Source organism: Halomonas hibernica, assembly GCF_013183775.1.
In the GTDB taxonomy this organism is placed as follows: Bacteria; Pseudomonadota; Gammaproteobacteria; order Pseudomonadales; family Halomonadaceae; genus Vreelandella; species Vreelandella citrativorans.
In genome coordinates this window covers 42389-68317 of sequence record NZ_VIFN01000002.1, presented here as the reverse complement: position 1 = coordinate 68317, position 25929 = coordinate 42389, and the positions used below count along the sequence as shown (strand labels likewise).

The window sequence follows — 25929 nt, the reverse complement described above, 5'->3', positions numbered from 1 at the left end:
GACCCTGGAAGCCACTGAATAACTCAATGTCTTTTGAATAAATATAAGTGTAAGGAATACAACCGTGACCAAAACCGCCCCCGAACTCCCGATTGACGTCGACAGCGAAACCGGTATCTGGACAACCGACGCGCTGCCGATGCTGTATGTCCCGCGCCACTTCTTCGTCAACAACCACGTCGCCATTGAAGAGGCCCTGGGTGCTGAAAAATACGCCGACATCCTCTACCAAGCGGGCTATAAAAGCGCTTGGCACTGGTGTGAAAAAGAGGCCGAACTCCACGGTATGGAAGGCGTGGACGTGTTCGAACACTACATGAAGCGTCTTTCGCAGCGCGGTTGGGGCATCTTCGTGACCGAAGAGATTGACCTGAATGCAGGCACGGCCCGCGTACGCCTTGAACACAGCGCCTTCGTGTATCAGATGGGCAAAGTGGACCGCAAAATCGAGTACATGTTCACTGGCTGGTTTGCCGGTGCCATGGACCAGATTCTGAGTGCGCGTGGAAGCTCGCTGCGCACGATTGCCGAACAGACCCAAAGCGGCGCCGAAAAGGGCTGTGAGTACGGCCTGTTTGTTGTCACGCCCAAGAACTGAGGATCGCTGCCATGGCATTTGAGGCACTGTTCAAGCCGATCCAGATCGGCAACCAAACCATTCGTAACCGTGTGGTCAGTACGGCCCACGCCGAGGTGCACGCCACCGACGGCGGCATGACCACGGACCGCTACGTCAAATACTACGAAGAGAAGGCCAAGGGCGGCTGCGGCCTGTGCATCTGCGGCGGCTCGTCGATTGTTTCCATCGACAGCCCCCAGGGCTGGTGGAGTTCGGTCAATCTCTCGACCGACCGCATCATCCCGTACTTTCAGAACCTGGCCGATGCCGTGCACAAGCATGGCGGCAAGATCATGATCCAGATCACCCACATGGGCCGTCGCTCACGCTGGGATGGCTTCGACTGGTCGACGCTGGTATCGCCGTCGGGCATTCGCGAGCCAGTGCATCGCTCGACCTGCAAGACGATCGAAGTAGAAGAGATCTGGCGCATTATCGGTGACTTCGCCCAGGCCGCGCGCCGGGCGAAGGAAGGCGGTCTCGACGGCGTTGAGCTCTCTGCCGTACACCAGCACCTGATTGATCAGTTCTGGAGCCCGCGCGTCAACAAGCGCACCGATGAGTGGGGCGGCAGCTTCGAAAATCGCATGCGTTTTGGCATGGAAGTGATCAAGGCGGTGCGCGCCGAGGTGGGCAATGACTTCGTGGTGGGCCTGCGCATTACCGGGGACGAGTTCCATCCCGATGGCCTCGACCACGAGGAAATGAAGCGCATCGCGGCCTATCATGACGCCACCGGCATGATCGACTACTTCGGCGTGATAGGCTCTGGCTGTGATACCCACAACACCCTGGCCAACGTCATTCCGAACATGTCGTTTCCGCCGGAGCCCTTCCTGCACCTGGCCTCGGGCATCAAGGAAGTGGTCAATGTGCCGGTCATCCATGCCCAGAACATCAAGGACCCCAATCAGGCCCAGCGTATTCTTGAAGGTGGCTACGTGGACCTGGTGGGCATGACCCGTGCTCATATTGCCGACCCGCACATCATCGCCAAAATCAAGATGGGCCAGATCGACCAGATTAAACAGTGCGTAGGTGCCAACTACTGCATCGACCGGCAGTACCAAGGACTCGACGTGCTGTGTATTCAGAACGCCGCGACCGCACGTGAATACATGGGGCTGCCGCATATTGTCGAGAAAAGCGAAGGCCCCAAACGCAAGATAGTCATCGTGGGCGGTGGCCCGGGGGGCATGGAAGCGGCACACGTATGCGCCAAGCGCGGTCATGATGTCACCCTGCTTGAAGCCCAGGATCAGCTCGGTGGTCAGATCACTCTGGCCTCGAAAGCCCCCCAGCGCGATCAGATTGCTGGCATCACTCGCTGGTACCAGCTGGAGCTGGCACGCCTTGAGATCGACCTGCGCCTGAATACCCGTGCCGACGAAGCGACCATTGCTGATCTGCGCCCGGACATAGTAATTCTGGCCACCGGCGGGCAGCCGTTCCTCTCCCAGGTACCGGAGTGGGGTTACGACAGCGACCTGGGCAAGAGCCTGGTGGTCAGCACCTGGGACATTCTTAGCGGCAGCGTAGCGCCGGGCAAGAATGTACTGGTCTACGACACTATCTGCGAGTTCTCCGGCGTTTCAGCGGCCGACTACCTGGCAGACAAGGGATCAAAGGTCGAGATCGTTACCGACGATATCAAGCCGGGTGCCGCGGTGGGGGGCACCACCTTCCCGACCTACTACCGCAGCCTGTACGAGAAAGAGGTGATCATGACCTCGGATCTCGCCCTGCATAAGGTGTATCGCGAAGGCGACTCACTGGTGGCGGTGCTTGAAAACGAGTACTCCGGCGCGTTAGAAGAGCGGGTGGTGGATCAGGTGGTGGTGGAAAACGGCGTGCGCCCGGATGAAGCCCTCTACTACAGCCTCAAGGAGCAGTCGCGTAACAAGGGCCAGACCGATATCGAAGCGCTCTACGCGATCAAGCCTCAGCCCTGCCTGTCTGAAAGCGGCGATGGCTTCGTGCTGTTCCGTCTGGGTGACTGCACCGCGCCACGCAACACGCATGCCGCCATTTATGACGCGCTGCGGTTATGCAAGGACTTCTGACCCACTAACGCTGTAAGCTGAATGTCATGGGCCATCAGGCTCATGACATTTCGTACTTACGGTGTCTCTGAGAGGAGAGACGCCATGCTTGATACCCTCCTACCGATACTGCTGTTTTCTGCGCTGTTACTGGCCGCCATTGGTGCTGTGCGCCGTGTGCGTCTGTGGCGCCAGGGGCGGCCCTCTCCTGCACCGATTATTCGCGGCCTGATGCAGGTGCCCAGGCGCTACCTGGTGGACCTACACCACGTTGTCGAGCGGGATAAACTCATCTCCCATACCCACGTGGCCACCGCGGGCGGCTTTGTGCTGGCCGCATTACTGGCGATTGTGGTACATGGCTTTGGGCTTGATAGCACTATCTTGGCCTGGGTATTGCTGGCCGCCACGGTGAGCATGTTTCTGGGTAGTTTAGTGGTTGCCAAGCGGCGCAGCCCGCCCCCCTCACGGCTTTCCAAAGGCCCTTGGATGCGCCTGCCCAAGAGCCTAATGGCGTTCTCCATCGGCATGTTCGTGGTGACGCTGCCCACTGCCGGTATTCTGCCAGAAGGCTTTTTCCAAAGCGGAGCAGGCTGGCTGGCTGCACTGGTGCTGGCCGGTGTCATCACTTGGGGCCTTGGCGAGATGTTCTTCGGCATGACCTGGGGCGGGCCGATGAAACACGCTTTTGCCGGCGCCCTGCACCTGGCCTTTCATCGCCGCCCCGAGCGTTTTTCCAAGCGCGCTGGCGGAGAGCACCGCTCAACCGGGCTCAAACCGTTGGCGCTGGATGACGAAAGTGCCAAGCTCGGCGTTGAGGTACCGGCTGACTTCACCTGGAACCAGCTGTTAGGCTTTGATGCCTGCGTTCAGTGTGGGCGCTGTGAAGCCGTCTGCCCGGCCTTTGCCGCCGGCCAGCCGCTCAACCCCAAGAAGCTGATTCAGGACATGGTAGTCGGCATGGCAGGCGGCACCGACGCCCACTATGCAGGCTCGCCCTACCCCGGCAAGCCGGTCGGCGAGCATGGCGGCAGCCCCCACGACCCGATTGTTGCCCGCACGGGTAGCGCATTGGTGGATGCCGAAACGTTGTGGTCCTGCACGACCTGCCGCGCCTGCGTTGAAGAGTGCCCCATGATGATTGAGCACGTTGATGCCATCGTCGATATGCGCCGCTTTCTGACCCTGGAGCACGGTAATACGCCCAATAAGGGCGCCGAAGTGCTAGACAACCTGATTGCGACCGACAACCCCGGCGGCTTCGAGCCTGACTCACGCCTGCACTGGGCGGCAGACCTCAATCTGCCGCTGATGGCCGACAAGCGCGAAGCCGAGGTGCTGCTGTGGCTGGGCGACGGCGTGTTTGACATGCGCAACCAGCGCACGCTGCGCGCGTTTATCAGTGTGCTGCGTGCTGCCGAGATCGATTTCGCCGTACTGGGTAATGAAGAGCGTGATAGCGGCGATGTCGCCCGCCGTCTGGGCGATGAGGCTACTTTCCAGAGTTTGGCGCGGCGCAACATTAAGATGTTGAGCCAGTACCGCTTCGCACGCATCGTTACCTGTGACCCGCACAGTTTCCACGTGCTGAAAAACGAGTACGCCGATCTAAGCACCGCCGACATGCCTTCCCGGTATGAGGTTTTCCATCACAGCACCTATATCAACCAGCTCGTCACCGATGGCAAGCTCACGTTCAAAGCCTGGAAAGGCGGCAACGTGACTTATCACGACCCCTGCTACCTGGGCCGTTATAACGGTGAATACGAAGCCCCACGCGCGGTGCTCAAGGCGCTAGGGATTGAGGTTAAGGAGATGGCTCGCTCTGGCTATCGCTCGCGCTGCTGCGGTGGCGGTGGCGGCGCACCGATCACCGATATTCCTGGCAAGCAGCGGATTCCCGATATGCGTATGGAAGATGTTCGCGAAACCGGTGCTGACCTGGTCGCGGTAGGCTGCCCACAGTGCACTGCGATGCTTGAAGGCGTGGTAGAACCCCGCGCTGACATCAAGGATATCGCCGAACTGGTCGCCGACGCGTTGATCATCACAACGCCTGACGAAAAGGCGACCCAAAGTAAGCCCGCGCCAGCATCACCGCGCGCCACCCTGGAGGTAATGCCATGAGCGAGCTTGTTCGTCGTGACCCTCGTAAAGAGTGGGTCGCCCGCAACCGCCTGCACCCGCAACATCTGGAGATGCTTGCCGAACTGGGTGGCGGCGCAGTAGCCAGCGAATGGATGGGGCCTAACGGCGTGATGCGCCGCAACCCCCATGCGGTCGGCTTCATCGGTCCCAACGGCATTCGGCGCATTGATCGTAGCGGCGTCCAGCAGGCGGCACAGGCGCCAGGGCGCAGCGTTGAGGCCAAGGATACGAGGACACCGGTCACTATCGATACTCCCGCCTTTATGGTGGCGGTCGTACCGGATATGGCTGGTGGGCGCCTTTCCTCCCACGACCGTGATCTGTTAGGGCTTGCCCGCCAGCTAGCCGATGCCGACCCGACCCAGCCTGGTGCCGTACTGGCCGTGGTGTTTGGCGAGCATAAAGAAACCACCTTTGACGAGGCGGGTATTGACCGGCTACTGCACTTGGAAGGCGAGCGTTTCTCGGGCTACCTGCCGGAGCTTAGCGTCGCCACCCTACAGAGCGTAGATCGTGAAATGACGCCCCGCTACTGGCTGCTACCCGACTCAAGCGTTGGCGGTGAGCTCGGCAGGCGCCTCGCCACAAGGCTTGGCGAGCGCCCGGCCGCTCAGTTATGGCAGGTCGAGGCAGACACTGAAAGCTCAACCGGCTGGCGCTGTACCGCACGTGGTGCGGCAGGTAGAAACGACATTACCCGCGCCCTGCCCCGTATCGTACTGGCCTTGGCCGAGTGCGCCGACCCGGTCAGCGAAACCCGCCACGCGGCTGAGCCGATCACACTTTCTAACGGGCTTCCCGAAATACTCGGCCGCATTGAGGACATGGGCGAAGTCGCGGTGGACCCGGCCAGCGTATCGCTCGCGGAAGCAGAATTTATCCTTTCCGCTGGCAATGGCGTGAAAAGCTGGGATAGCTATCATCACGCTGCCGAGGTGCTCGGCGCCACTAAAGGCGCCTCACGGGTGGTGGTGGATGACGGCTTTATGCCGCGCGACCGCCAAGTGGGCGCCACCGGCACCTGGGTCTCTGCCCGCGTTTATGTAGCGGTAGGAATTTCCGGCGCTATCCAGCATCTTCAGGGCATTCAGAGCTGCGAGAAGGTGGTGGCGATCAACCTCGATGAAGGCTGCGATATGGTCAAACGTGCCGACCTGGCAGTGATCGGCGATGCCAGCCAGATACTCGCTGCCCTTGTTACACGGGTTGAGCAGTACCGCGCTGAACAGCAGGAGAATCGCGATGCCGCATGATGTCAGTAACAAAAGTGCCAAGCAATCAACCGCCAACGCGCTGAACGTCGCTGTACTGGTTTCGGTAGGCCAACACCCACTGACCGCGCGCGCACGCCGCGCCGACCAGGATGCCCGAGCGGTAGAAATGGCCCTGACGCTGGAAAACGCCTCGGTCAGCCTGCTACATGCCGGCCAGCAAAATAGCGATCATGAAGAGGCCATCCGCGGCTATCTCGGCATGGGTATCAACTCTGTCAGCTTGATCGAGCAGCAACCCCACGCCGATGTAATCCCCGCGCTGGCCAACGCGTTACGCGCCAGCGCCCCGCAGTTGGTGCTGACCGGTACTCGCGCCGAAACCGGCGAGGCCTCGGGTGTAACGCCCTACCTACTGGCCGAGGCGCTTGGCTGGCCGATCATTACCGGTCTAGCGGCGGTAGAAAAGGTCGAGCAGGGAGTGATCACGGTGCTGCAAGCATTGCCGCGCGGCAAGCGGCGGCGCCTGCGCATTCGTCTACCGGCGCTTGCCACGGTGGATAGCAGCGCGCCCGCCGCCCGCCAAAGTGCCTTTGGCCCCGCCAGGCGCGGCGAGTTAGCCCATCAAAAAGCGGCCAGCGAGCTTGATGAAGCACTAAGCACTTGGCAGTTCCAGCCAGCGCGCAAGCGTCCCAAGCGGCTTAAGATCGTTAAGTCATCATCGGCGCGTGACCGTTTCAAAGCCGCCGCTGCCAAGTCCGGCGGTGGTGGTGGGCAGACGCTTAACGACGTCACCCCAGAACAGGGTGCCGAAGCGATCTTCAAACTGCTCAAGGAGGAAGGAGTACTGCGTTAGACGCACTGCTTCATGATAACGATACTGTCAGCCCGCCTTCTCGGCGGGCTTTTTAGTCCAGGTTCACAAGCGGCAAACGTCAAACGTACTACTTCCCCATAAAGCCCGGGTATAGCCGCAGGCGCTGCCTTTCCAAATGCAGGCCAATCCCCGCATGTACCATCAGCACGCTGATCACCACTGCCCCGCCCGCAAGCGTTGAGGCCGTGGGCTGCTCGCCCAACAACCACCATACCCAAAGCGTACCCAGCGCGGTTTCAACCAGATAGAACAACGCCACTTCCGTCGACGGCAGATAGCGGGTAGCGCTGTTGATCAGCACGGTGGCCAGCGGCATCTGAATAAGCCCCATCACCGCGAGGACGCCATAGCGTGGGGCATCCAGCGCAAACGGCGAAGCCAAAGGCAGCGCGATTGCCGCAGAAAGCAAGCCCCCGCCAGCAATCACCACGATGCGATCAATGCTCGGAAAGCGGCGCAGCACCGTCAAATTACCGCCAATCGCCGCTGCCGCCGCCAGCGCATAAAGATTGCCTACCAGCATGCCGTGAGCGCCCTCGCCCATAAAGACCAAACTCATGCCCAGCATGCAGACGGCGATCGCAACCAGCGTGCGCAAAGCAACACGCTCTTTGAGAAACACCCGTGAAAACAGGGCAGCGAACAACGGCGCAGTGCTAAGGATCACCACCACGTTGGCTACGTTGGCGTTCATCACCGCGAGTACGAAAAGCGCCGAAATCAGCCCCAACAGTATTGCCGAAACCAGCGATGAAAAAGGGTTCACGCGTAGCGTGGCCAGCCGGTTGCCTCGACAACACGCAAGCCCCAGCACACAGAACATCAAAAAGCCGCGCCAGAAGACGATGGTCCAACCCTCGGTATCGGCAAGGCGGATCAGCAGGCCGTCGAAACTGAGAAACACCACCCCCAGTACCACCATCAACAGACCGCGCTGATAACCACTTAACTGCATGATATTGACTCCCGGTTGGCAGAAAAAGATAACCGCTCACCCATGGGTGAGCGGTTAAGCGTAACAGTTGAGCGCAGGCTCACGGCCCAGGCCGTGTTAACGGCCAGGTGACACGGCCACCGGCGCAGTTGAAGCCCTCTGCTGGCGAGGGCGAACTACCCAGAACCCTACGGCTCCCGCCATCAGCAACATGCTCCCGCAGCCGACCGCCAGCATATAGCCGCCCTGCACGGCACTGCCAGGCACACTAAACTGCTCGGCGAACCCGGCCAGCGTGACCGCGTACTGTTGCCAGAGAAATACCCCGATGGCACCACCAGAAAGCATGGTGCACAGCGCAATCACACGGGTGCCTGTCACCCAGCCACTGACGGCCTGAGCATCAAATGTATGCAGAAACGTCTGGTACTCTTTCTCGGCCTGGCTGACATGGGTAAACCTGGAAGCCAGCGTAATCACCACCAGCGCCATCAAGGTGCTTAGCAGTACCGGGTGCAAATATACCGGCAGGCTAAGCCACTCGGCCTGAATCATCATCGACAGCGCGACGTTGCCCACAAAGCCCACCGCTAAGCCCCAGCCCGCGCCTGCGGCGGTAATCCGCTTGCTCCAGATGCTCATCAAGGCAACCGGCCCCCAGGAAGAGGCAAATAGCGTGGCGGCAAACCACACCACTGACATAACCGCAGGCGGTTGAAACAGCGCCAGCAGCAGTGCTATCAAGCCCGCAGCGAGCACCGCAATACGGCTTTTTCGCATGGCCGACGTCTCATCTTGCGAGGCTGAGAGGATATCGTTGGAGAGGCTAAAGCCGATGATCGACAGAAACGTCGAGCAAGACGATAGCCCCGCCGCAAAGACGCCCGTTAGAATGACCACGCCAAGCCAGGTTGGCAGCACGTTGAGCGCCACCCAAATCATGGAGCGCTCCGGGTCCAGCCCAGCATCGTAAAGATTGATGGCCGCCCCGGTCATCATCATCAATGCGTAGAAGATGGCCAGTGCCACTGCCGTCAACATGGCCGAACGCATCACCACGTGCTCATTGCGTGCCATCAAGTAACGGCTGGATTGCCAAGGGCTCGCCGCCAGCACCGCCGCCCACACAAGGCCGAGTGTTAGCCCCCAGGTAAGCGCCTCGCCAGGCGAGGAGAAGTTGGCCTCAGGCCCTTCCAGCACGCCGTGCCATAGCGCAATGCCGGGCTTGTCGGTTTGGGTAAGCAGGCCTTCCACCACACCGTTCCACCCGCCCAAATCTTGAATCACATAGATCGAACCGCCCAAGGCTGCCAGCGAGAAGATCACAAACATGATGGTGTCGGTGAGCATGACGCCGGGCGATCCCGAATAGAGAATAAAACCCGTATACGTTGCCCACACCAATACCAACCCGACCCAGTACGGCATGCCGGTCAGCTCAGAGAACATGATGCCCGCGCCCTGCATAACGCCTAACAGATACGCGCCCAGGCCGATAATTGTGGTCAGCCCGGCAATCACCTTAACACGGCGTGAGGCAAAGCGCTTGCCAAAAAATTCCGGCACGGTACGTGCCCCGCTGCGCCGAAGGTAACGCCCAAACACCAGCGCACCCAGCAGGCATCCCGAGGTGCTGACGGCCGCGAAGATCAGCATCACAAACGGATAGCCCTGATAGGCAAAACCCGTTTCACCGAGAAACGCGCTGGTGCTGAGATAGCTTGCTACCAGCGTACCCAGGATAAAAAACGTGGGAGCATTGCGGCCAGCAACCAGATAATCATCCAGACCTTTGACGCGCCGTCCGGCGAGATGCCCGATAACAAAGTAGCCCACCAGACTGAGCAGTATTGCGATGGTGTAAATCATGAGAATAGCCGTCAGGTTATTAATATTGTTTAGCCATGGTGCAATGCTTTGGCTGTCTACTCTTTGCTATTAGCGGCAACGCATGCAGGAATCACGACACGATATCCGCTAACCAAAAGGGGCGCCATTGAAATGGCGCCCCTTTTGGCAACAACAAAGTACAGCAAAAAAATCTGACTATCGCGCTATTTTGGGCACCGCATTGAGCTCGCGCCACTCCTTGTGAAGCCCTTTATAAAGGCTGAAACACATCAGCAGAAGCACCAGCGTAAAGGGTAACCCTGTCGCCACCGCGCCTGCTTGCAGCGCGCTAAGCGCCGCGCTACCGCCACCGTAAAGCAGCACACCAGCGATGACGCCTTCAAGCGCGGCCCAGAACACCCGCTGCCCCTTGGGCGCATCGGTTTTCCCGCCCGCGGTGATATTGTCGATGACGAGGGAGCCAGAATCCGCCGAGGTAATGAAAAAGACCAGCACCAGCACAATCGCCAGCGTCGAGGTGATGCCAGTGAACGGCAGTAGCTCCAGCATGTGGAACATGGCAAGCGAAACGTCGCTGATGCCGTTGGCTAATTCGCCCATGCTATTTTCGGCCTGAAACAGTGCCGCGCCGCCAAAGGTGCTCATCCATACCAGCGTGACCAGCGTCGGCACCAACAGCACCGCAATCAGGAACTCGCGTACCGTCCGCCCCCGGGATACGCGGGCAATAAACATCCCCACAAACGGCGACCAGGAGATCCACCACGCCCAGTAGAAGATGGTCCAGCCGTGATACCAGACGTCATCATCGCGGCCAATCCAGTTCGAAAGCGGCAGGATGTGGCTGACATAGTCCACTGCCGTGGTGCCAATTCCCGTTATAATCATCAGCGTCGGTCCGGCGATTACCACAAACAGCAGCAGCACTGCCGCGACCACCATATTGATGTTCGAGAACAGCTTGACGCCGCCGTCGATTCCCCTCCATACCGAAAACAGTGCAATCACCGTAACCACCAGGATGATTGCCATCTGCGTTCCAAGGGTATTGGGTATATCGAAAAGATAGGCAAGCCCGCCAGCCGCTTGGGTAGCGCCAAAGCCAAGCGACGTTGCCAAGCCAAAGATGGTTGCTAATACGGCAAGAATATCAATGGCATGGCCTGCCCAGCCGCGCGTTCGCTCACCCAAAATCGGGTAAAAAGCAGAGCGCAGGGTTAGCGGCAAGCCTTTATTGTAGGTAAAAAAAGCCAAGGATAGCGCGACAACGCCATAGATCGCCCATGGATGAAGCCCCCAATGAAACATGGTGGCGCCCATGGCGGCGCTAGCGCCCTCCGGTGTACCTGGGGGAATATTCAAGGGTGTACCGTACCAATCGGTGTAGTAGGCCACTGGTTCAGCAACACTCCAGAACATCAGCCCGATACCCATACCCGCCGCAAACAGCATGGCGAACCAGGAGGTGCGCGAGTATTCCGGCTTGGCATCACTTCCGCCCAAGCGTATCCGCCCAACCGGAAGACAGATAAGCGCCAGACAGAACACTACAAAAATATTACCCGCAATCATGAACAGCCAGTCGAAATGCTCAATCGACCAGTTCTTGGCAAGGCCAAGCTGGGTATTCGCAGCATCGGGATAGATCAGCGCATAAAGAATAAACAGCAGAATGGCGAGTGCGGAGAGCGGAAAGACGGGGTTATGGAAATCCAGCCCCATCACCTGCTTGTTATCCTGACCGGGGGTCAAAACAGGATCATCATGGTCCATAGGTTATCCTCATTGTTATTTTTTTCTGTACGCTAACCGCCGAGGTGGCGGATAGGGCGTTTAAATTTTTAGGCGATACTCACTTGCCCAGTTATTCAAAACCGACCCCGGCATAGCTATTGCCGCGTTGCCAGCGCTATTGCCAGCCGATTTATAGGTACACTGACAGACCAACAACCAACACAAGAGAGGATGCCGTCATGATGATTGTCGAACTGATTGATGGTGATGATTTTCGGGCACAGCTGACCGCGCTGGGTATCGATATTCCAGAGAACGCCGACCCCGATACATGTGCTCAAATCGCCGCTGAGGCCCATCGCAAGCAGGAGGTTACCGAGCTGCCAACGTTGGTGCACAAGCTTATGGATCAACAGGACATTCTGCTGCCCTCGGTGCGCCACGCTATTGAGCGTTTTCTGCCCTTTGAGTAAGGGCATGAGCTGATTGATTAATGCGTTGATGAACGGATTGGCAATTGCTAAACGCAGGCTGGCCCGCCAAAGCGGGCCAGCCCATCATCAGCGTGCTGTTAGCCCTGCGCCAACTGCAGCGATACGCTATCGCTTCCCAGATTGCTGAGCATGCGCTCGGAGTACCAATCAATAAAGTCGATGACGCCAAACTCGTAGGTTGGTGAATAGGGGCCGGGCTGGTAGGCCTTGGAGTTGATACCGCGCTGATTCTCTTCCGCCAGCTGGCGATCCTGATCGTTGGTGGCATCCCACACGCGACGCATGTTTTCCGGGTCGTAATCCACGCCCTCTACCGCGTCCTTGTGCACCAGCCACTTGGTCGTGACCATGGTTTTCTGCGGGCCAAGCGGCAATACACGGAACACGACGGCATGGTCGCCCATGAAGTGGTTCCAGGAGTTGGGCAGGTGCAGAATGCGTAGCGAACCCATGTCCGGGCTGGTCAACCGGCCCATCAACTTGTTGCAGGCCGGCTTGCCATCCATGGTCATGGACACCACGCCATCAAGTAGCGGTGTGCGAGTCACGCGGTTGCGCTTGCCAAAGCGTTTGAGCTGCCAGGGTACCTGCTCGCCGTTCCAATCGGCCTGCTTGCGGGTCACCAGGTCTTTATATTTGTCCGTCGCGCGCGGGTCTTCGGTATCGTCAAACTCGATTAGCGAGTTCAAAAGCTCTGGGTGCGCACCATTACAGTGATAACACTCACGGTTATTCTCGATGACCAGCTTCCAGTTGGCCTGCTCAATAATACTCGACTCTACAGCGACCTTGACGTTATCCATCTGGTACGGCTCAAGGTAGTGCTCAAGCGTCACCAGGAAATCGTCGATGGCGGGCGGGTTATCGCTCAAATTAATAAATACAAAGCCCCCCGCCGTGCGCACACTAACCGGCTTCAGCCCGAACTGGTTAAGGTCGAAGTCCGTACCCATGTCGCTTCCGGCAAACAGCAAGCGGCCGTCAAGCTCGTAAGTCCACTGATGGTAGGGGCATACCAGTTTAGCGACTTTTCCTTTGTCCTTGGTGCACAGCCGTGAGCCACGATGGCGACATACGTTATGAAAAGCATGAATCTGGCCTTCACCGCCACGCACAATCACAACGGGATTATTACCGATTTCCAAGGTCATAAAGTTGCCCTTGGCTGGGATCTCGCAGGTCATCCCTGCGAATAACCACTCTTTTTCAAAGACTTCCTGCATGTCGAGCGCAAACAAGCGGGCGTCGTTATAGAACGGCTGGGGTAGCGAAAACGCGTGCGCGCGGGACTGCAGCATATCAACCGTCGCTTCACGCATGGCAGCCAGAGGGCCGTTGAGTGTGTCATCCATTGTCTTGTTCATACCAGATATCCTTTTAAATACCGCCTCCCTTACCCAGGGTGGCGACAGAGTCATTAACCAAACGTAATTGTGTTGTTGTTAAGTTGCTGAACCTGGCGATTGTGTGAAGCGCGCAGCGCTTGCTACTTGTTGATGGATTGTGGTCCACGCCATTTGCTTTCAATTGTCTGCCCACGACACTATGTGGCGTGGCGACGACGTGGGCGGAGATTTTTGATAGGCAGAAGGTGCCGCAAGGTAAGTGCGTGTCGCTAACAGGCAAGCTGGTCATAAAGCGCGTACCCAGAATGCAGGTTAATGGTGCTGGACCGTGCAGACAGGACGGGCCGGTGAAGGCAACGCGATAGCACGGCCATATTGAGACGACGATGACAACGAACTTCTTTAATCCCGTCACGACCCAAACCTGGACCAACGGCCGCCACCATGTGCGGTGCGTCAAGATCATTCAGGAAACCTGGGACGTTCGCACGTTCTGCTTTATGGCTGAACAGCCGGTAATGTTCTTCTTCAAGCCGGGCCAATTTGTGACACTAGAGCTCGAAATCGATAATCAGCCCGTTATGCGCTCCTATACGATTTCAAGCTCTCCCTCCGTGCCTTACAGCTTTTCAATCACGGTCAAACAGGTGCCGGGAGGCCAGGTCTCCAACTGGCTGCATGCCAATTTAAAGGTCGGCGACGAGCTGGTGGTCCATGGCCCGGTGGGCAACTTCAACTCCATCGACTTTCCTGCCGAAAAGGTGCTGTTTCTCTCAGGTGGTGTAGGCATCACACCGCTAATGTCGATGACGCGCTGGTTCTTCGATACCAACGCCAACGTCGATGTGGAGTTCATCCACAGCGCTCGCGCCCCGCGCGATGTCATTTTCCATCGCGAGCTGGTGCACATGTTCTCGCGTATACCCGAATTCAAGCTCCATATCGTGTGTGAGAAGAAAGACGATATCGGCGAGGCGTGGGCTGGCTACCGCGGCTTTCTAACCCAGCCCATGCTTGAGCTGATGGCACCGGATTTCCTTGAGCGGGAGATCTTCTGTTGCGGCCCCGTACCGTATATGAATGCCATCAAAGCGATTTTGCGCGCCAACAACTACAACATGGACCACTACCATGAAGAGCTGTTTGGCGCGACGCCGGTTGACGTTCAGGAAGACGTCCTGGAGCTTGCCGAGCAGGCCGAAGTGGAAGCCGAGTTAGCAGAGCCTGAAGAACTGATCAACATCGAATTTGCCCAGTCGAACAAAAGTGTACGTATACAAGCAGGCGAAACGGTTCACGCCGCAGCCGCCAAGCTGGGGCTGCATATTCCCAAGGCTTGCGGTATGGGCATCTGCGGCACCTGCCGAGTGGAGCTGAAATCTGGCGAGGTGGAAATGGAGCATAACGGCGGTATCACCGACGAAGATATTGAAGAGGGTTACATCCTGTCCTGCTGCAGCAAACCGAAAGGTGACCTGGTGGTCGATTTCTAATGCGGTAGCCCCTCATTCACCACTAGCCCAACCCCAAAACGGATACTGAGCCCCTCGGTATCCGTTTTTTGTGCCATACACTCGCCCTAACTCGCCCTAAGCGGACACAAAAAAACGCCCATGGCACGTAGCCATGAGCGTTATTAGCGTTGGTTACCCGCTTCTTTTAGCGCTTAATCAGGCAGCGCCAAGCAATCCATGCGGATCAAGCACGAACTTGCTGGCCACGCCTGCATCGAACTGCTCGTAACCTGTTGGCGCATCTTCCAACGAGATAACCTGAGCGTTGACGATCTCGGCAATGTTCAAACGCCCGTGCAGAATGGCCTGCATCAGCTGGCGGTTGTACTGCACTACCGGCGTCTGGCCGGTATGGAACGAGAGCCCCTTGGCCCAGCCCTGGCCAAAGCGCAGGCTCAGGCTACCAGTTTGTGCAGCTTTCTCGGTCGCACCCGGATCTTCCGTTACGTATAGACCAGGAATGCCGATAGAACCGCCTTCGCGAGTGACTTCCATCATCTGGTTAAGCACCACTGCCGGCTGTTCTTTACCGCCATGCCCGATCGCTTCAAAGCCCACCGCATCAATGGCGCTGTCCACACTAGGCTCGCCGACCACTGCGGCAATCATCTCGCCCAAACGGTCATGCTTGCTTAGATCAATCGGTACAAAGCCCATCTTGCGGGCGTGCTCCAGGCGATCCTTGTTGAAATCGCCAATCATCACTACCGCTGCGCCTAACAGGCGTGCCGAGGCGGCAGCGGCCAGCCCTACAGGGCCTGCGCCCGCTACGTACACGGTGGAACCCGCACCAACGCCCGCTTTCAAGGCACCGTGGAAACCGGTCGGAAGAATATCGCTCAACATGGTTAGATCGCGAATCTGGCTCATGGCCTGATCACGGTCCGGGAACTTGAGCAGGTTGAAGTCAGCGTAGGGCACCATTACGTAGTGCGCCTGACCGCCCACCCAGCCACCCATATCAACATAGCCGTAGGCACCGCCCGCTCGGTCATCGTTAACATGCAGGCAAAGACCGGTGTGGCCCTCTTTACAGGTGCGGCAGCGGCCGCAAGCGACGTTGAAGGGAACGGATACGATATCGCCAATGTTTAGAAACTCGACGCCCTTGCCTTTTTCGATCACCTCACCGGTGATCTCGTGCCCCAGCACCATACCGGTAGGCGCCGTGGTGCGTCCGCGCACCATGTGCTGGTCGGAGCCGCAAATATTCGTGGACACTACTTTCAGAATGACACCGTGATCAATGGGCTTGCCATGGGGCGTTTCCATTTTCGGGTAGGCGATATCCTGAACTTCGACTTTACCGTCACCGATATAAACAACACCACGATTGTTGGACATGCGAAATCCTCTCTTCCGGGTGCTGGCGCAGTCTCAAGAGGTTTTCTCAGAGAGCGGTCTCAAGGACGCTATCAAGGGCCACTCCAACAACTGCGCTGGCATCATTATTTTAAATCGAGCTGGCGTATGTGAAGCGCTTTCGAGAAACGCTTCCTGATCAGCAGGCCAATTAAAGATTAGCCTGTTGCCGCAGCATGACGCACCCGGCCTACCCGCAATTACTTATAAACGACGTCGAGCAATAAATGAGCGACGCCTTATAAAGGCCCATAAAAAATTCACGTCGATGTCGCAAATACGCCGAGCGGTGACGTCGGTAAGCATCTTGGGGGGCAAGCCCAGCGATACTATCGCGGCACGATAGCGTTAATGGTGATGCCATTCCTGACGCTAACAAACTCCCAGACCGAATATAAGCGACTAGCCTGGAGACCCAGATGACTCACAATAACTTTTCTCCCGAAGCCCGCTTGGCCAACTACGACACGGCCCTTGCCTCGGCAATCGCTGAAGAGACAGCGCGTCAAGAAGCCCACATCGAACTGATCGCCTCTGAGAACTACACCAGCAAGCTGGTGATGGAAGCGCAAGGCACCCAGTTGACTAACAAGTACGCCGAAGGCTATCCCGGTAAGCGCTATTACGGCGGCTGTGAATTCGTCGACAAGGTGGAAGCACTAGCTATCGAGCGGGCTTGCAGCCTGTTTGGTGCCAACTATGCCAACGTGCAGCCCCATTCCGGCGCTCAGGCCAATGCGGCGGTATTCATGGCGCTGGTAAGTCCTGGCGACACTATTCTGGGTATGAGCCTGGCCCACGGCGGCCACCTGACCCACGGTGCAGCCCCCAACTTCTCGGGCAAGCACTACAACGCTATCCAGTACGGCCTGGTCGAAGGCACCGGCGAAATCGACTACGACGAAGTAGAGCGGCTGGCGCGAGAGCATAAGCCGAAAATGATCATTGCGGGTTTCTCGGCCTATTCACGCGTGGTCGACTGGCGCCGTTTCCGTAACATCGCCGATGAAGTCGGCGCCTATCTGATGGTCGATATGGCCCACGTAGCGGGTCTGGTAGCTGCTGGTCTCTACCCGAGTCCGCTGCCCTATGCCCATGTCGTGACGACCACGACCCACAAGACACTGCGCGGCCCGCGCGGCGGCCTGATTCTCTCTGCCGATGGCGACGAGACGCTTTACAAGAAGCTCAATGGCGCGGTATTCCCCGGCCAGCAGGGCGGCCCGCTGATGCATGTGATCGCGGCCAAAGCGGTGGCGTTCAAAGAGGCCATGAACCAGGACTTCGTTAACTACCAGCGTCAGGTTATCGCCAACGCCCGTGCAATGGCGCGCGTCTTCGTTGAGCGTGGTTTTGATGTGGTTTCCGGTGGTACCGACGATCACCTGTTCCTGGTCTCGCTGATCAAACAGGGCATTACCGGTAAAGATGCCGACGCAGCTCTTGGGCGCGCGCATATCACGGTCAACAAGAACACCGTGCCCAACGACCCGCAAAGCCCCTTCGTTACCTCGGGCCTGCGCATTGGCACTCCGGCGGTAACCACCCGCGGAATGGTTGAGGCAGACTGTGAGCACCTGGCAGGCTGGATTTGCGACATTCTTGACGTACTGGCCGACCAGCAGGACACCACTGACGTAGAAAACCAGGTACGCGAAAACGTCGCCGACCTGTGTGCCCACTACCCGGTATATGGCCAAGCCCGAACCACCAGTGAGCACGTAGCCGATAGCGCCTCAATCGCCTGACGATAGCCGCCAGCCGGCTCCGCGGAGCCGATCAAGGAGAAACTTTATGCAACGTTATTCCGGCTTCGGACTGGTCAAACATGCGCTTGGACATCACGAGAACTGGGAGCGCCAGTGGCGCAACCCTGAGCCCAAGAAACGCTACGACGTCATCATTGTCGGTGGTGGCGGTCACGGGCTAGCCACTGCTTACTACCTGGCGAAAGAGTTCGGCATCAAGAATGTCGCCGTGGTTGAAAAGGGCTGGCTGGGCGGCGGCAACACCGCACGTAATACCACCATCGTACGCTCTAACTATCTATGGGATGAATCAGGGCGGCTTTACAACCACTCACTGGATCTGTGGAAGGGCCTCTCCCAGGATTTAAACTACAACGTGATGTTTTCCCAGCGCGGTGTGCTCAATCTGGGCCACACCCTGCAGGACATGCGTGATATTCAGCGCCGCGTTCACGCTAACCGTTTGAACGGTATCGACAGCGAGGTAGTCACTCCGCAACAGATCAAGGAGATCGAGCCTCAACTGGATATTTCCAGCCGCGCCCGCTACCCGATCATGGGCGCTTCCTGGCAGAAGAGTGCCGGCGTGGCGCGCCACGATGCGGTGGCCTGGGGCTATGCGCGTGGTGCCGATGCTCTCGGCGTGGATCTTCTACAAAATACCGAAGTCACCGGCTTCAAGATTCGCGATGGCAAGGTGCTGGGCGTCCACACCAACCGCGGTGATATCGAAGCCAACACCGTGGGCTGCGTGGCGGCGGGCAACTCCGGCATATTGGCTAACATGGCGGGCATCAAGCTGCCGTTGGAATCCCATCCGCTGCAAGCATTAGTGTCCGAGCCGCTCAAGCCGGTCCTCAATACCGTCACCATGTCCAACCATGTTCACGGCTACATCAGCCAGTCCGACAAGGGCGACCTGGTCATCGGGGCGGGCATCAACGGCTACGTCGGTTACGGCCAGCGCGGCAGCTACTCGACCATCGAGCACACCCTTCAGGCCATCGTCGAGATGTTCCCGATGTTCTCTCGGGTGCGTATGAACCGCCAGTGGGGCGGCATCGTCGATACCTGCCCGGATGCTTGCCCGATCCTGTCCAAAACGAAGGTTAAAGGTCTGTATTTTAACTGTGGCTGGGGCACTGGTGGCTTCAAGGCAACCCCCGGCTCCGGGCATGTTTTCGCCGCAAGCCTGGCCAAGGGTGAAATGCACCCCATCGCTGCGCCTTTTTCCATCGACCGTTTCAATACCGGTGCGCTGATTGATGAACACGGCGCCGCTGGCGTGGCGCACTGAGGAGAGCCCATCATGTTTTATATCTTCTGCCCCTACTGCAAGGAGCACCGCGAGGAAGAGGAGTTCCACCCTCGCGGCCAGGCCCACTTGATGCGCCCTTCCGACCCGGACAACACCAGCGACGAGGAGTGGGGTGACTACCTGTTCTTCCGCAACAACCCGCGCGGCATTCACCACGAAATGTGGGTGCACTCGGTGGGCTGTCGCAAGTTCTTCAATATCACCCGCAATACGGTGACCTACGAAATTCTCGAAACCTACCCCATGGGTGAGCAGCCAAGCATTACGGCGGCAACGCCCGATGCTCGTCACGAACAAGGTGGTCAGGTGGCCGATGGCGGCTGGCAGACCGTGGGCGCACGGCCTGAAAACAAAGCACTGAATGAGGAGGCCTCGTCATGACCCAGAAAAATCGTATTGATGCCGGTGGGCGTGTCGATCGTTCCCAAGTGCTTGAATTCACCTTTAACGGTCAGCGTTACCAGGGTCTGAAAGGCGACACGCTCGCTTCGGCACTGCTCGCCAACGGCGTGAATATCGTCAACCGTAGCTTCAAGTATTCACGCGCTCGCGGCATTGTCGCCGCCGGTGCCGAAGAGCCCAATGCCGTCGTTCAGTTGGGCGCCAAGGATGACACCCAAGTGCCCAACGTCCGCGCTACCCAGCAGGGCCTGTACAACGGCCTGGTGGCGCGCAGTACCAATGGTTGGCCCAACGTTCAGCGTGACGTAATGAGCTGGGTAGGCAAGCTGGGCGGTGGTTTTATGCCGCCAGGGTTCTACTACAAGACCTTTATGGCCCCTGCCTCAATGTGGATGACCTATGAGAAGTATATCCGCATGGGCGCGGGGCTAGGTCGTGCACCGACCGAGTCCGATCCGGACATTTATGATCACATGCATCACCACTGCGATGTGATGGTGATCGGCGCGGGCCCAGCGGGGCTTGCCGCGGCGCTTTCTGCCGCGCGTTCCGGTGCGCGTTCCGGTGCGCGTGTGATCCTGTGTGATGAACAGGAAGAGATGGGCGGCTCGCTACTGGATAGCCGCGAAACCCTGGATGGCGTTTCAGCGACGCGCTGGGTTGAGCAAACAGTAAAAGAGCTTGGCGCGATGGATAACGTGACGCTGCTGCCACGCACCACCGCCAACGGCTATCACGACCACAACTTTGTCACGCTGCACGAGCGGCGTACCGAGCATATGGCCGATACCGCCCGTGAAGCGGGCTTCCCCGGTGAATCACGTGCGCGTCTTCACCGCGTGCGCGCCCGCCAAGTGGTGCTGGCCAGCGGCGCCCACGAACGCCCCTTGGTGTACGCCAACAACGACTTGCCGGGCACCATGCTCGCAGGCGCCGTTTCCAACTATATTCGCCGCTACGCGGTGGTGCCCGGCAACAGCCTGGTGCTTTCCACCAGCAACGACCACGCTTACCGCGCAGCTCTCGACTGGAAAGAAGCCGGACGTAAGGTCGTCGCCATTGTCGATGCCCGCGCCAACCCTGATGGCGACCTGGTTCGCCAGGCACGCGACAGCGGTATTCGCGTGATCACTGGCAGTGCCGTCATCGAAGCACGCGGTAATCAGCGTGTTACCGGCGCACGCGTCTCGGCCGTTGATCTTGAGCGTTTCGTGGTGACCGGCAAAGCCGAAGAGCTTGAGTGCGATACCATCGCCACCTCCGGCGGCTATAGCCCGGTGATCCACCTCTCCTCACACACCGGCACACGCCCGGCATGGGACGAAGAGCTATTAGGTTTTGTGCCCGGCACGGTCAAGGGCATGCAGTCGGCTGGCGGCGTGGCGGGCTATTATGCCCTCGGCGAAACGCTTGCCGATGGCGCTCGCATTGGGTGTCAGGCAGCGCTGGAGTGCGGCTTTAACAGCGCCGAGGAAGCTGCCCTGCCCGCCACGCGAGCGCGGCGTGATGCGCCTTCCTGCGCGCTTTATCAAGTGCCGCATGAAAAGAGCGCCCTACGCGCGCCCAAGCAGTTTGTTGACCTGCAAAACGATGTCACCGCGGCGGGTATTGAGCTTGCCACCCGCGAAGGCTTTGAATCCATTGAGCACGTCAAGCGCTACACCGCGCTGGGCTTTGGTACCGACCAAGGGAAGCTTGGCAACATCAACGGCATGGCGATTGCTGCACGCTGCCTGAAACGCTCGATTCCCGAAGTAGGCACCACCGTGTTCCGGCCCAACTATACGCCGGTGACCTTTGGCGCCATCGTTGGCCGTCACTGCGGCGAGCTGTTTGACCCTGAGCGCTACACCGCGCTGCACCAGTGGCACGTGGAAAACGGCGCCGAGTTCGAGGATGTCGGCCAGTGGAAACGCCCGTGGTACTTCCCCCGCACCGTGAATGGCAAGAAAGAAACCATGCACGATGCAGTCAACCGCGAGTGCCTGGCGGTGCGCGAAGGCGTGGGCATTCTGGATGCCTCGACGCTTGGCAAGATCGATATTCAAGGCCCGGATGCCCGCGAGTTCCTGGGTCGCGTCTATACCAACAAGTGGGCCCAGCTCGCCCCTGGCCGCGTGCGTTACGGCCTGATGTGTAAAGACGACGGCATGCTGATGGATGATGGTACCACCAGTTGCCTGGGTGATAACCACTTCCTGATGACCACCACCACCGGCGGCGCGGCAGGCGTGCTCGAGTGGCTAGAATTGTGGCACCAGACCGAGTGGCCGGAGCTTCAGGTCTACTTCAACTCGGTGACCGACCACTGGGCAACCATGACCGTGACCGGCCCGGACGCCCGCAAGCTTTTGTCCGAGCTGACCGACATGAATCTTGATAAAGAGAACTTCAAGTTCATGGATTGGCGCGATGCCACGGTCGCCGAGGTGCCCGCGCGCATCTTCCGCATTTCGTTCACCGGCGAGCTGGCGTTCGAGATCAACGTGCAAGCCAACTACGCCATGCACGTCTGGAAGAAGCTTTTCGAGCACGGTAAAAAGTACAACCTGACGCCTTACGGCACCGAAACCATGCACGTCCTACGTGCGGAAAAAGGCCTGATTATTGTCGGCCAGGACACCGACGGCTCGGTGACGCCGGAAGATCTTGGGATGCAGTGGGCTATCGGCTACGACAAGCCCTTCCCGTGGATCGGCAAGCGCGCCCTGTCACGCCCCGATACCCGCCGTACGGACCGCAAGCAGTTTGTCGGCCTGAAACCCAAAGACCCAAGCGTGGTATTGGAGGAAGGCGCCCAGGTCGTCTTTGACGGCAAGCAGTCGATCCCTATGGACATGAAGGGGCACGTAACGTCGAGTTACTACAGCGCCTCGCTCAAACACGGCTTTGCCCTTGCCGTGGTAATGGGTGGTCACGAGCGGATGGGGCAGACCGTCTATATTCCCATGACCGATGGCACAGTGCATGAAGCTGAAATCGTAAGCCCTGTCTTCATCGACCCGAAAGGAGAGCGCCAGCATGTCTAACGCGAGTGTACCTAACGTTTGCGAGTTCAACACCGTGCCCGACGGCAATCCGCAGGTCGAATCTCCTCTGGCGTGGAGCTACCAGCAGCACCCGGTGCCCCGCACTAACGGTCAGGCAGGCGTTGTCCTGCGTGAAAAAGCACTGCTGGGCCACCTAGTGCTGCGCGGCGGGGCCATCGTGCTCGATGAAGCGGTTCGCGCCACGCTGGGCATGAGCCTACCGGCCAAGCCCAATGCTCTGGAACACGACGATAGCGGCGAGCGTACTATCCAGTGGCTCTCGCCCGACGAATGGCTAGTGATTGTGCCGGGTGGCGAAGAGGGCGCGCTAGAAAGTGCGCTGCGCCAGGTCTTGGGCGATGCCCACGTGAGCATCGTCAATGCAAGCGGCGGCCAGACAGTGCTAACGCTAAGCGGCGACAACGCCCGCGAGGTGCTGATGAAGTCGATCTCCTATGACGTACATCCCAGCACATTTACCGTGGGCAAGGGGGTAACCACCATGTTTGCCAAGGCCACCGTGGTTTTGCGCCGCCCTTCCGAGACACACTGGGAATTGGTGGTGCGCCGCAGCTTTGCCGACTACTGCTACCGCTGGTTGCTCGACGCCTCGGCGGAATATGGTATCGATACACAATAATAAGCCGGCAGGCCGGCACCACCGGCCTGCCCTGACTGCTGATCAAGCTGATGAAAGAGAAGCGCCATGAGCCGAATGACGGATACCTGGATACTTGCCGCCCAATGCCCCAGCATTCTGGGCACGGTCGATGTGGTGACCCGCTTTTTAAAAGAGCAGCACTGCTATATCACCGAACTGAGCTCATTTGATGATCGGTTGGGTGAACGCTTTTTTATTCGAGCGGAGTTTCGTCCCGAGCGAGAAGCGTTTGATGAGCAGGCGTTTCAGGAGAATTTTCTGCCGCGCGCCACCGATTTCGGTATGACGTTTGAGCTGACCCCTCCCGCCAAGCGCACGGGTGCGGTCATTCTGGTATCCAAGGCCGATCACTGCTTAAACGACCTACTCTATCGCTACCGTACCGGGCAGTTGCCACTGGATATCAAGGCGATTATCTCCAATCACCCGGATCTTGAGCCCTTAGCAAGCTGGCATGATCTGCCTTACTATCATCTGCCTATCACGCCCGAGACCAAGACCGAGCAGGAGTCCCAGGTACTCGAGATTATTGAGAATACCGGGGCGGAGCTAGTAATTCTGGCGCGCTACATGCAGGTATTGTCACCGAGCATGTGCGAGCTTTTGAGCGGGCGAGCCATCAACATTCACCACTCACTACTACCGGGCTTCAAAGGTGCCAAGCCCTACCACCAGGCCTACGAAAAAGGCGTTAAGCTGGTAGGCGCTACGGCGCACTACATCAATAACGACTTGGACGAGGGGCCGATTATTGCTCAAGGGGTGGAGCCAGTTGATCATGCACACTACCCTGAGGACCTGGTCGCCAAAGGGCGCGATATAGAGTGTCTGACGCTCGCCCGCGCTATTGGCTACCATCTTGAGCGGCGAGTCTTTCTGCACAATGGGCGCACGGTGGTATTTGGCAACTAGCCGCGCTTGCTTGACGCTACTCCTTTCATCCACAGAACAATCATCAAGTCTGCTCATTAATCGACGCCAGGACCAGGTTACGCGGCATTAATTCGCGATTCCCCTGTCCAACGTTGGGTGAGTCGACTTTTTATTTCCCATTCAGAGGTCTTCCATGCCTATTAGTGTCTTCGACCTTTTCAAAATTGGCGTCGGCCCCTCCAGCTCACACACGGTCGGCCCCATGATGGCGGCCTTCAAGTTTTCGACCGTTCTGCGCGATAGCCAGTTGCTCGACCAGGTGAGCCGCCTGGAAGTGCATCTGTATGGCTCGCTTTCCGCCACGGGTATCGGCCATGGAACCGACCATGCCATTATCATGGGCTTGTTGGGCGAACGCCCGGACACCATCGATCCTTCGATTATCAATACCACGATTGCGGCGTTGAAAGAGACGCGCTGCCTATCGCTGGGGCGCCAGAAAGATGTCACGTTTGAATGGGACCAGGACATTATCTTTCATGAAGAGAGCCTGCCCCATCACCCGAACGCCATGAAACTTTGCGCCTTTGCCGAAGATGGCAGCCTGCTGACCGCCAACACGTACTACTCGGTAGGCGGCGGTTTTGTGGTTGACCAAAACCAGGTAGATGCCAAGCTTGAAGACATGGACACCGCCGAGATCCCCTTCGACTTCAACTCCGCCGAAGAACTACTCGCCATCTGTAAGCGCGAAGGCATGAGCATCAGCCGCCTGATGATGGAGAACGAGAAAACCTGGCGCGGCGAGCAGGAAGTGAGAGACGAGCTGTGGCGCATCTGGCAGGCCATGTGCGAGTGCATCGATAACGGCCTGACCCACGAAGGCGTGCTGCCCGGCGGGCTTAACGTCAAACGCCGGGCAAGGCAGCTGCATCAGCGCTTGCAGGCGGCCGAGCAGAACGACTGCCTGATCGCCACAACCTTTTCCGCCATGGAGTGGGTCAACATCTTTGCCCTGGCGGTGAACGAAGAGAACGCTGCTGGCGGGCGCATGGTCACCGCCCCAACCAACGGGGCGGCGGGTATTATTCCCGCCGTGCTGCACTACTACATGAAGTTCCAGGCGGGTGCCAATGACCGCAATGTGGTGGACTTCCTGCTTGCCGCCGGTGCCATCGGTATTCTGTGCAAGAAAAATGCGTCCATATCCGGCGCCGAAGTGGGCTGCCAGGGCGAGGTGGGCTCAGCGTGCGCTATGGCCGCCGCAGGCTTGGCGGAAGTGATGGGCGCCACGCCCGAGCAGGTCGAAAACGCCGCTGAAATCGGCCTGGAACACAACCTCGGTTTGACCTGCGACCCAGTAGGCGGGCTGGTTCAGGTACCCTGCATCGAGCGCAACGCGATTGCCACCGTCAAGGCGATCAACGCCGCCCAAATGGCCTTGCGCGGCGACGGCACTCACTTTATCTCTTTAGATAAAGTTATCCGCACCATGCGTGATACCGGCAAAGACATGCTGGACAAATATAAGGAAACGTCCAAGGGTGGTTTGGCGGTTAATGCGATTGAGTGTTAGGTAAAAGCTGGCCAACAAGAGAAGACGTGTGTCTGCAGATCATTTTGGTAGGATCAATAACGTTCCCTGTCATACCTAGCGGTATGACAGGGAACGTTATCTGTTTTTACACTGACCACGACCCTCCAAAGCATGCACACATTCCCAGTTAAAACGCCTACCTTTTTATAATCTTGCCCACCCAAGACTG

The 25929-nt window shown here is 58.4% G+C and carries 19 protein-coding genes; 14 read left to right on the top strand and 5 right to left on the bottom strand.

The features are described 5' to 3' along the window. Nucleotides 1–64 precede the first annotated feature (64 nt). The 5 genes from FKN99_RS04635 to etfB all read left to right on the top strand — a co-directional run bounded on the left by FKN99_RS04635 (nt 65) and on the right by etfB (nt 6876). Nucleotides 65–598: a DUF5943 domain-containing protein gene (locus FKN99_RS04635; protein WP_172116828.1), complete on the top strand. Its 534-nt coding sequence runs from the start codon at nt 65–67 to the stop codon at nt 596–598. An 11-nt stretch (nt 599–609) separates the two neighbouring features. Next, nucleotides 610–2682, top strand: coding sequence for a dimethylglycine demethylation protein DgcA (gene dgcA / locus FKN99_RS04630; RefSeq protein WP_172116827.1), 2073 nt, complete (start codon nt 610–612; stop codon nt 2680–2682). Between the two features lie 84 nt (nt 2683–2766). Next, on the top strand, nt 2767–4788 hold the full coding sequence (locus tag FKN99_RS04625) for a (Fe-S)-binding protein (protein WP_172116826.1): 2022 nt from the start codon (nt 2767–2769) through the stop codon (nt 4786–4788). Beyond that, nucleotides 4785–6062, top strand: a complete 1278-nt coding sequence (etfA, locus tag FKN99_RS04620) for an electron transfer flavoprotein subunit alpha (protein WP_172116825.1) — start codon at nt 4785–4787, stop codon at nt 6060–6062. The genes FKN99_RS04625 and etfA overlap by 4 nt, the downstream gene beginning before the upstream one ends. Then, entirely contained in the window at nt 6052–6876 is an 825-nt protein-coding gene (gene etfB, locus FKN99_RS04615) for an electron transfer flavoprotein subunit beta (RefSeq protein WP_172116824.1), read from the top strand. The genes etfA and etfB overlap by 11 nt, the downstream gene beginning before the upstream one ends. Before the next feature lie 88 nt (nt 6877–6964). On the opposite strand, the gene FKN99_RS04610 is transcribed toward etfB, so the two are convergent. The 3 genes from FKN99_RS04610 to FKN99_RS04600 all read right to left on the bottom strand — a co-directional run bounded on the left by FKN99_RS04610 (nt 6965) and on the right by FKN99_RS04600 (nt 11455). After that, a complete protein-coding gene (locus FKN99_RS04610) occupies nt 6965–7852 on the bottom strand; it encodes a DMT family transporter (protein WP_172116823.1) in 888 nt (295 codons plus the stop codon). Nucleotides 7853–7948: 96 nt separating this feature from the next. Continuing rightward, nucleotides 7949–9700, bottom strand: coding sequence for a sodium:solute symporter family protein (locus FKN99_RS04605; RefSeq protein ID WP_172116822.1), 1752 nt, complete (start codon nt 9698–9700; stop codon nt 7949–7951). 177 nt (nt 9701–9877) lie between these two features. Beyond that, the gene (locus tag FKN99_RS04600; RefSeq protein WP_172116821.1) at nt 9878–11455 is read right to left on the bottom strand and encodes a BCCT family transporter; all 1578 of its coding nucleotides are present in this window, start codon (nt 11453–11455) and stop codon (nt 9878–9880) included. 200 nt (nt 11456–11655) lie between these two features. Between FKN99_RS04600 and FKN99_RS04595 the strand changes: the two genes are divergently transcribed. Continuing rightward, nucleotides 11656–11889, top strand: a complete 234-nt coding sequence (locus FKN99_RS04595) for a hypothetical protein (protein ID WP_172116820.1) — start codon at nt 11656–11658, stop codon at nt 11887–11889. Between the two features lie 98 nt (nt 11890–11987). Here FKN99_RS04595 and FKN99_RS04590 read toward each other — a convergent pair whose 3' ends face one another. Beyond that, nucleotides 11988–13274: an aromatic ring-hydroxylating oxygenase subunit alpha gene (locus tag FKN99_RS04590; RefSeq protein ID WP_172116819.1), complete on the bottom strand. Its 1287-nt coding sequence runs from the start codon at nt 13272–13274 to the stop codon at nt 11988–11990. 368 nt (nt 13275–13642) lie between these two features. Here FKN99_RS04590 and FKN99_RS04585 point away from each other — a divergent pair, with 368 nt between their 5' ends. Continuing rightward, the gene (locus tag FKN99_RS04585) at nt 13643–14749 is read left to right on the top strand and encodes a hybrid-cluster NAD(P)-dependent oxidoreductase (protein WP_172116818.1); all 1107 of its coding nucleotides are present in this window, start codon (nt 13643–13645) and stop codon (nt 14747–14749) included. Between the two features lie 177 nt (nt 14750–14926). On the opposite strand, the gene fdhA is transcribed toward FKN99_RS04585, so the two are convergent. Then, on the bottom strand, nt 14927–16114 hold the full coding sequence (gene fdhA / locus FKN99_RS04580; protein WP_172116817.1) for a formaldehyde dehydrogenase, glutathione-independent: 1188 nt from the start codon (nt 16112–16114) through the stop codon (nt 14927–14929). A gap of 437 nt (nt 16115–16551) precedes the next feature. Between fdhA and glyA the strand changes: the two genes are divergently transcribed. The 7 genes from glyA (at nt 16552) to FKN99_RS04545 (ending at nt 25739) form a co-directional block, all read left to right on the top strand. Continuing rightward, complete coding sequence (glyA, locus tag FKN99_RS04575) at nt 16552–17880, top strand: serine hydroxymethyltransferase (RefSeq protein ID WP_172116816.1); 1329 nt, start codon at nt 16552–16554, stop codon at nt 17878–17880. Between the two features lie 46 nt (nt 17881–17926). Further along, nucleotides 17927–19177 carry a sarcosine oxidase subunit beta family protein gene (locus FKN99_RS04570; RefSeq protein WP_172116815.1) on the top strand — a complete coding sequence of 417 codons (1251 nt, stop codon included), beginning with the start codon at nt 17927–17929 and terminating at the stop codon, nt 19175–19177. 12 nt (nt 19178–19189) lie between these two features. Then, nucleotides 19190–19579, top strand: coding sequence for a sarcosine oxidase subunit delta (locus tag FKN99_RS04565; RefSeq protein WP_172116814.1), 390 nt, complete (start codon nt 19190–19192; stop codon nt 19577–19579). Further along, nucleotides 19576–22629: a sarcosine oxidase subunit alpha family protein gene (locus tag FKN99_RS04560; protein WP_172116813.1), complete on the top strand. Its 3054-nt coding sequence runs from the start codon at nt 19576–19578 to the stop codon at nt 22627–22629. The genes FKN99_RS04565 and FKN99_RS04560 overlap by 4 nt, the downstream gene beginning before the upstream one ends. Then, the gene (locus tag FKN99_RS04555) at nt 22622–23269 is read left to right on the top strand and encodes a sarcosine oxidase subunit gamma (protein ID WP_172116812.1); all 648 of its coding nucleotides are present in this window, start codon (nt 22622–22624) and stop codon (nt 23267–23269) included. The genes FKN99_RS04560 and FKN99_RS04555 overlap by 8 nt, the downstream gene beginning before the upstream one ends. A 66-nt stretch (nt 23270–23335) precedes the next feature. Beyond that, on the top strand, nt 23336–24202 hold the full coding sequence (gene purU, locus FKN99_RS04550; RefSeq protein WP_172116811.1) for a formyltetrahydrofolate deformylase: 867 nt from the start codon (nt 23336–23338) through the stop codon (nt 24200–24202). A 154-nt stretch (nt 24203–24356) separates the two neighbouring features. Then, nucleotides 24357–25739 (top strand): L-serine ammonia-lyase, encoded by a 1383-nt coding sequence (locus tag FKN99_RS04545; RefSeq protein WP_172116810.1) that lies wholly within the window; start codon nt 24357–24359, stop codon nt 25737–25739. Nucleotides 25740–25929: the final 190 nt, after the last annotated feature.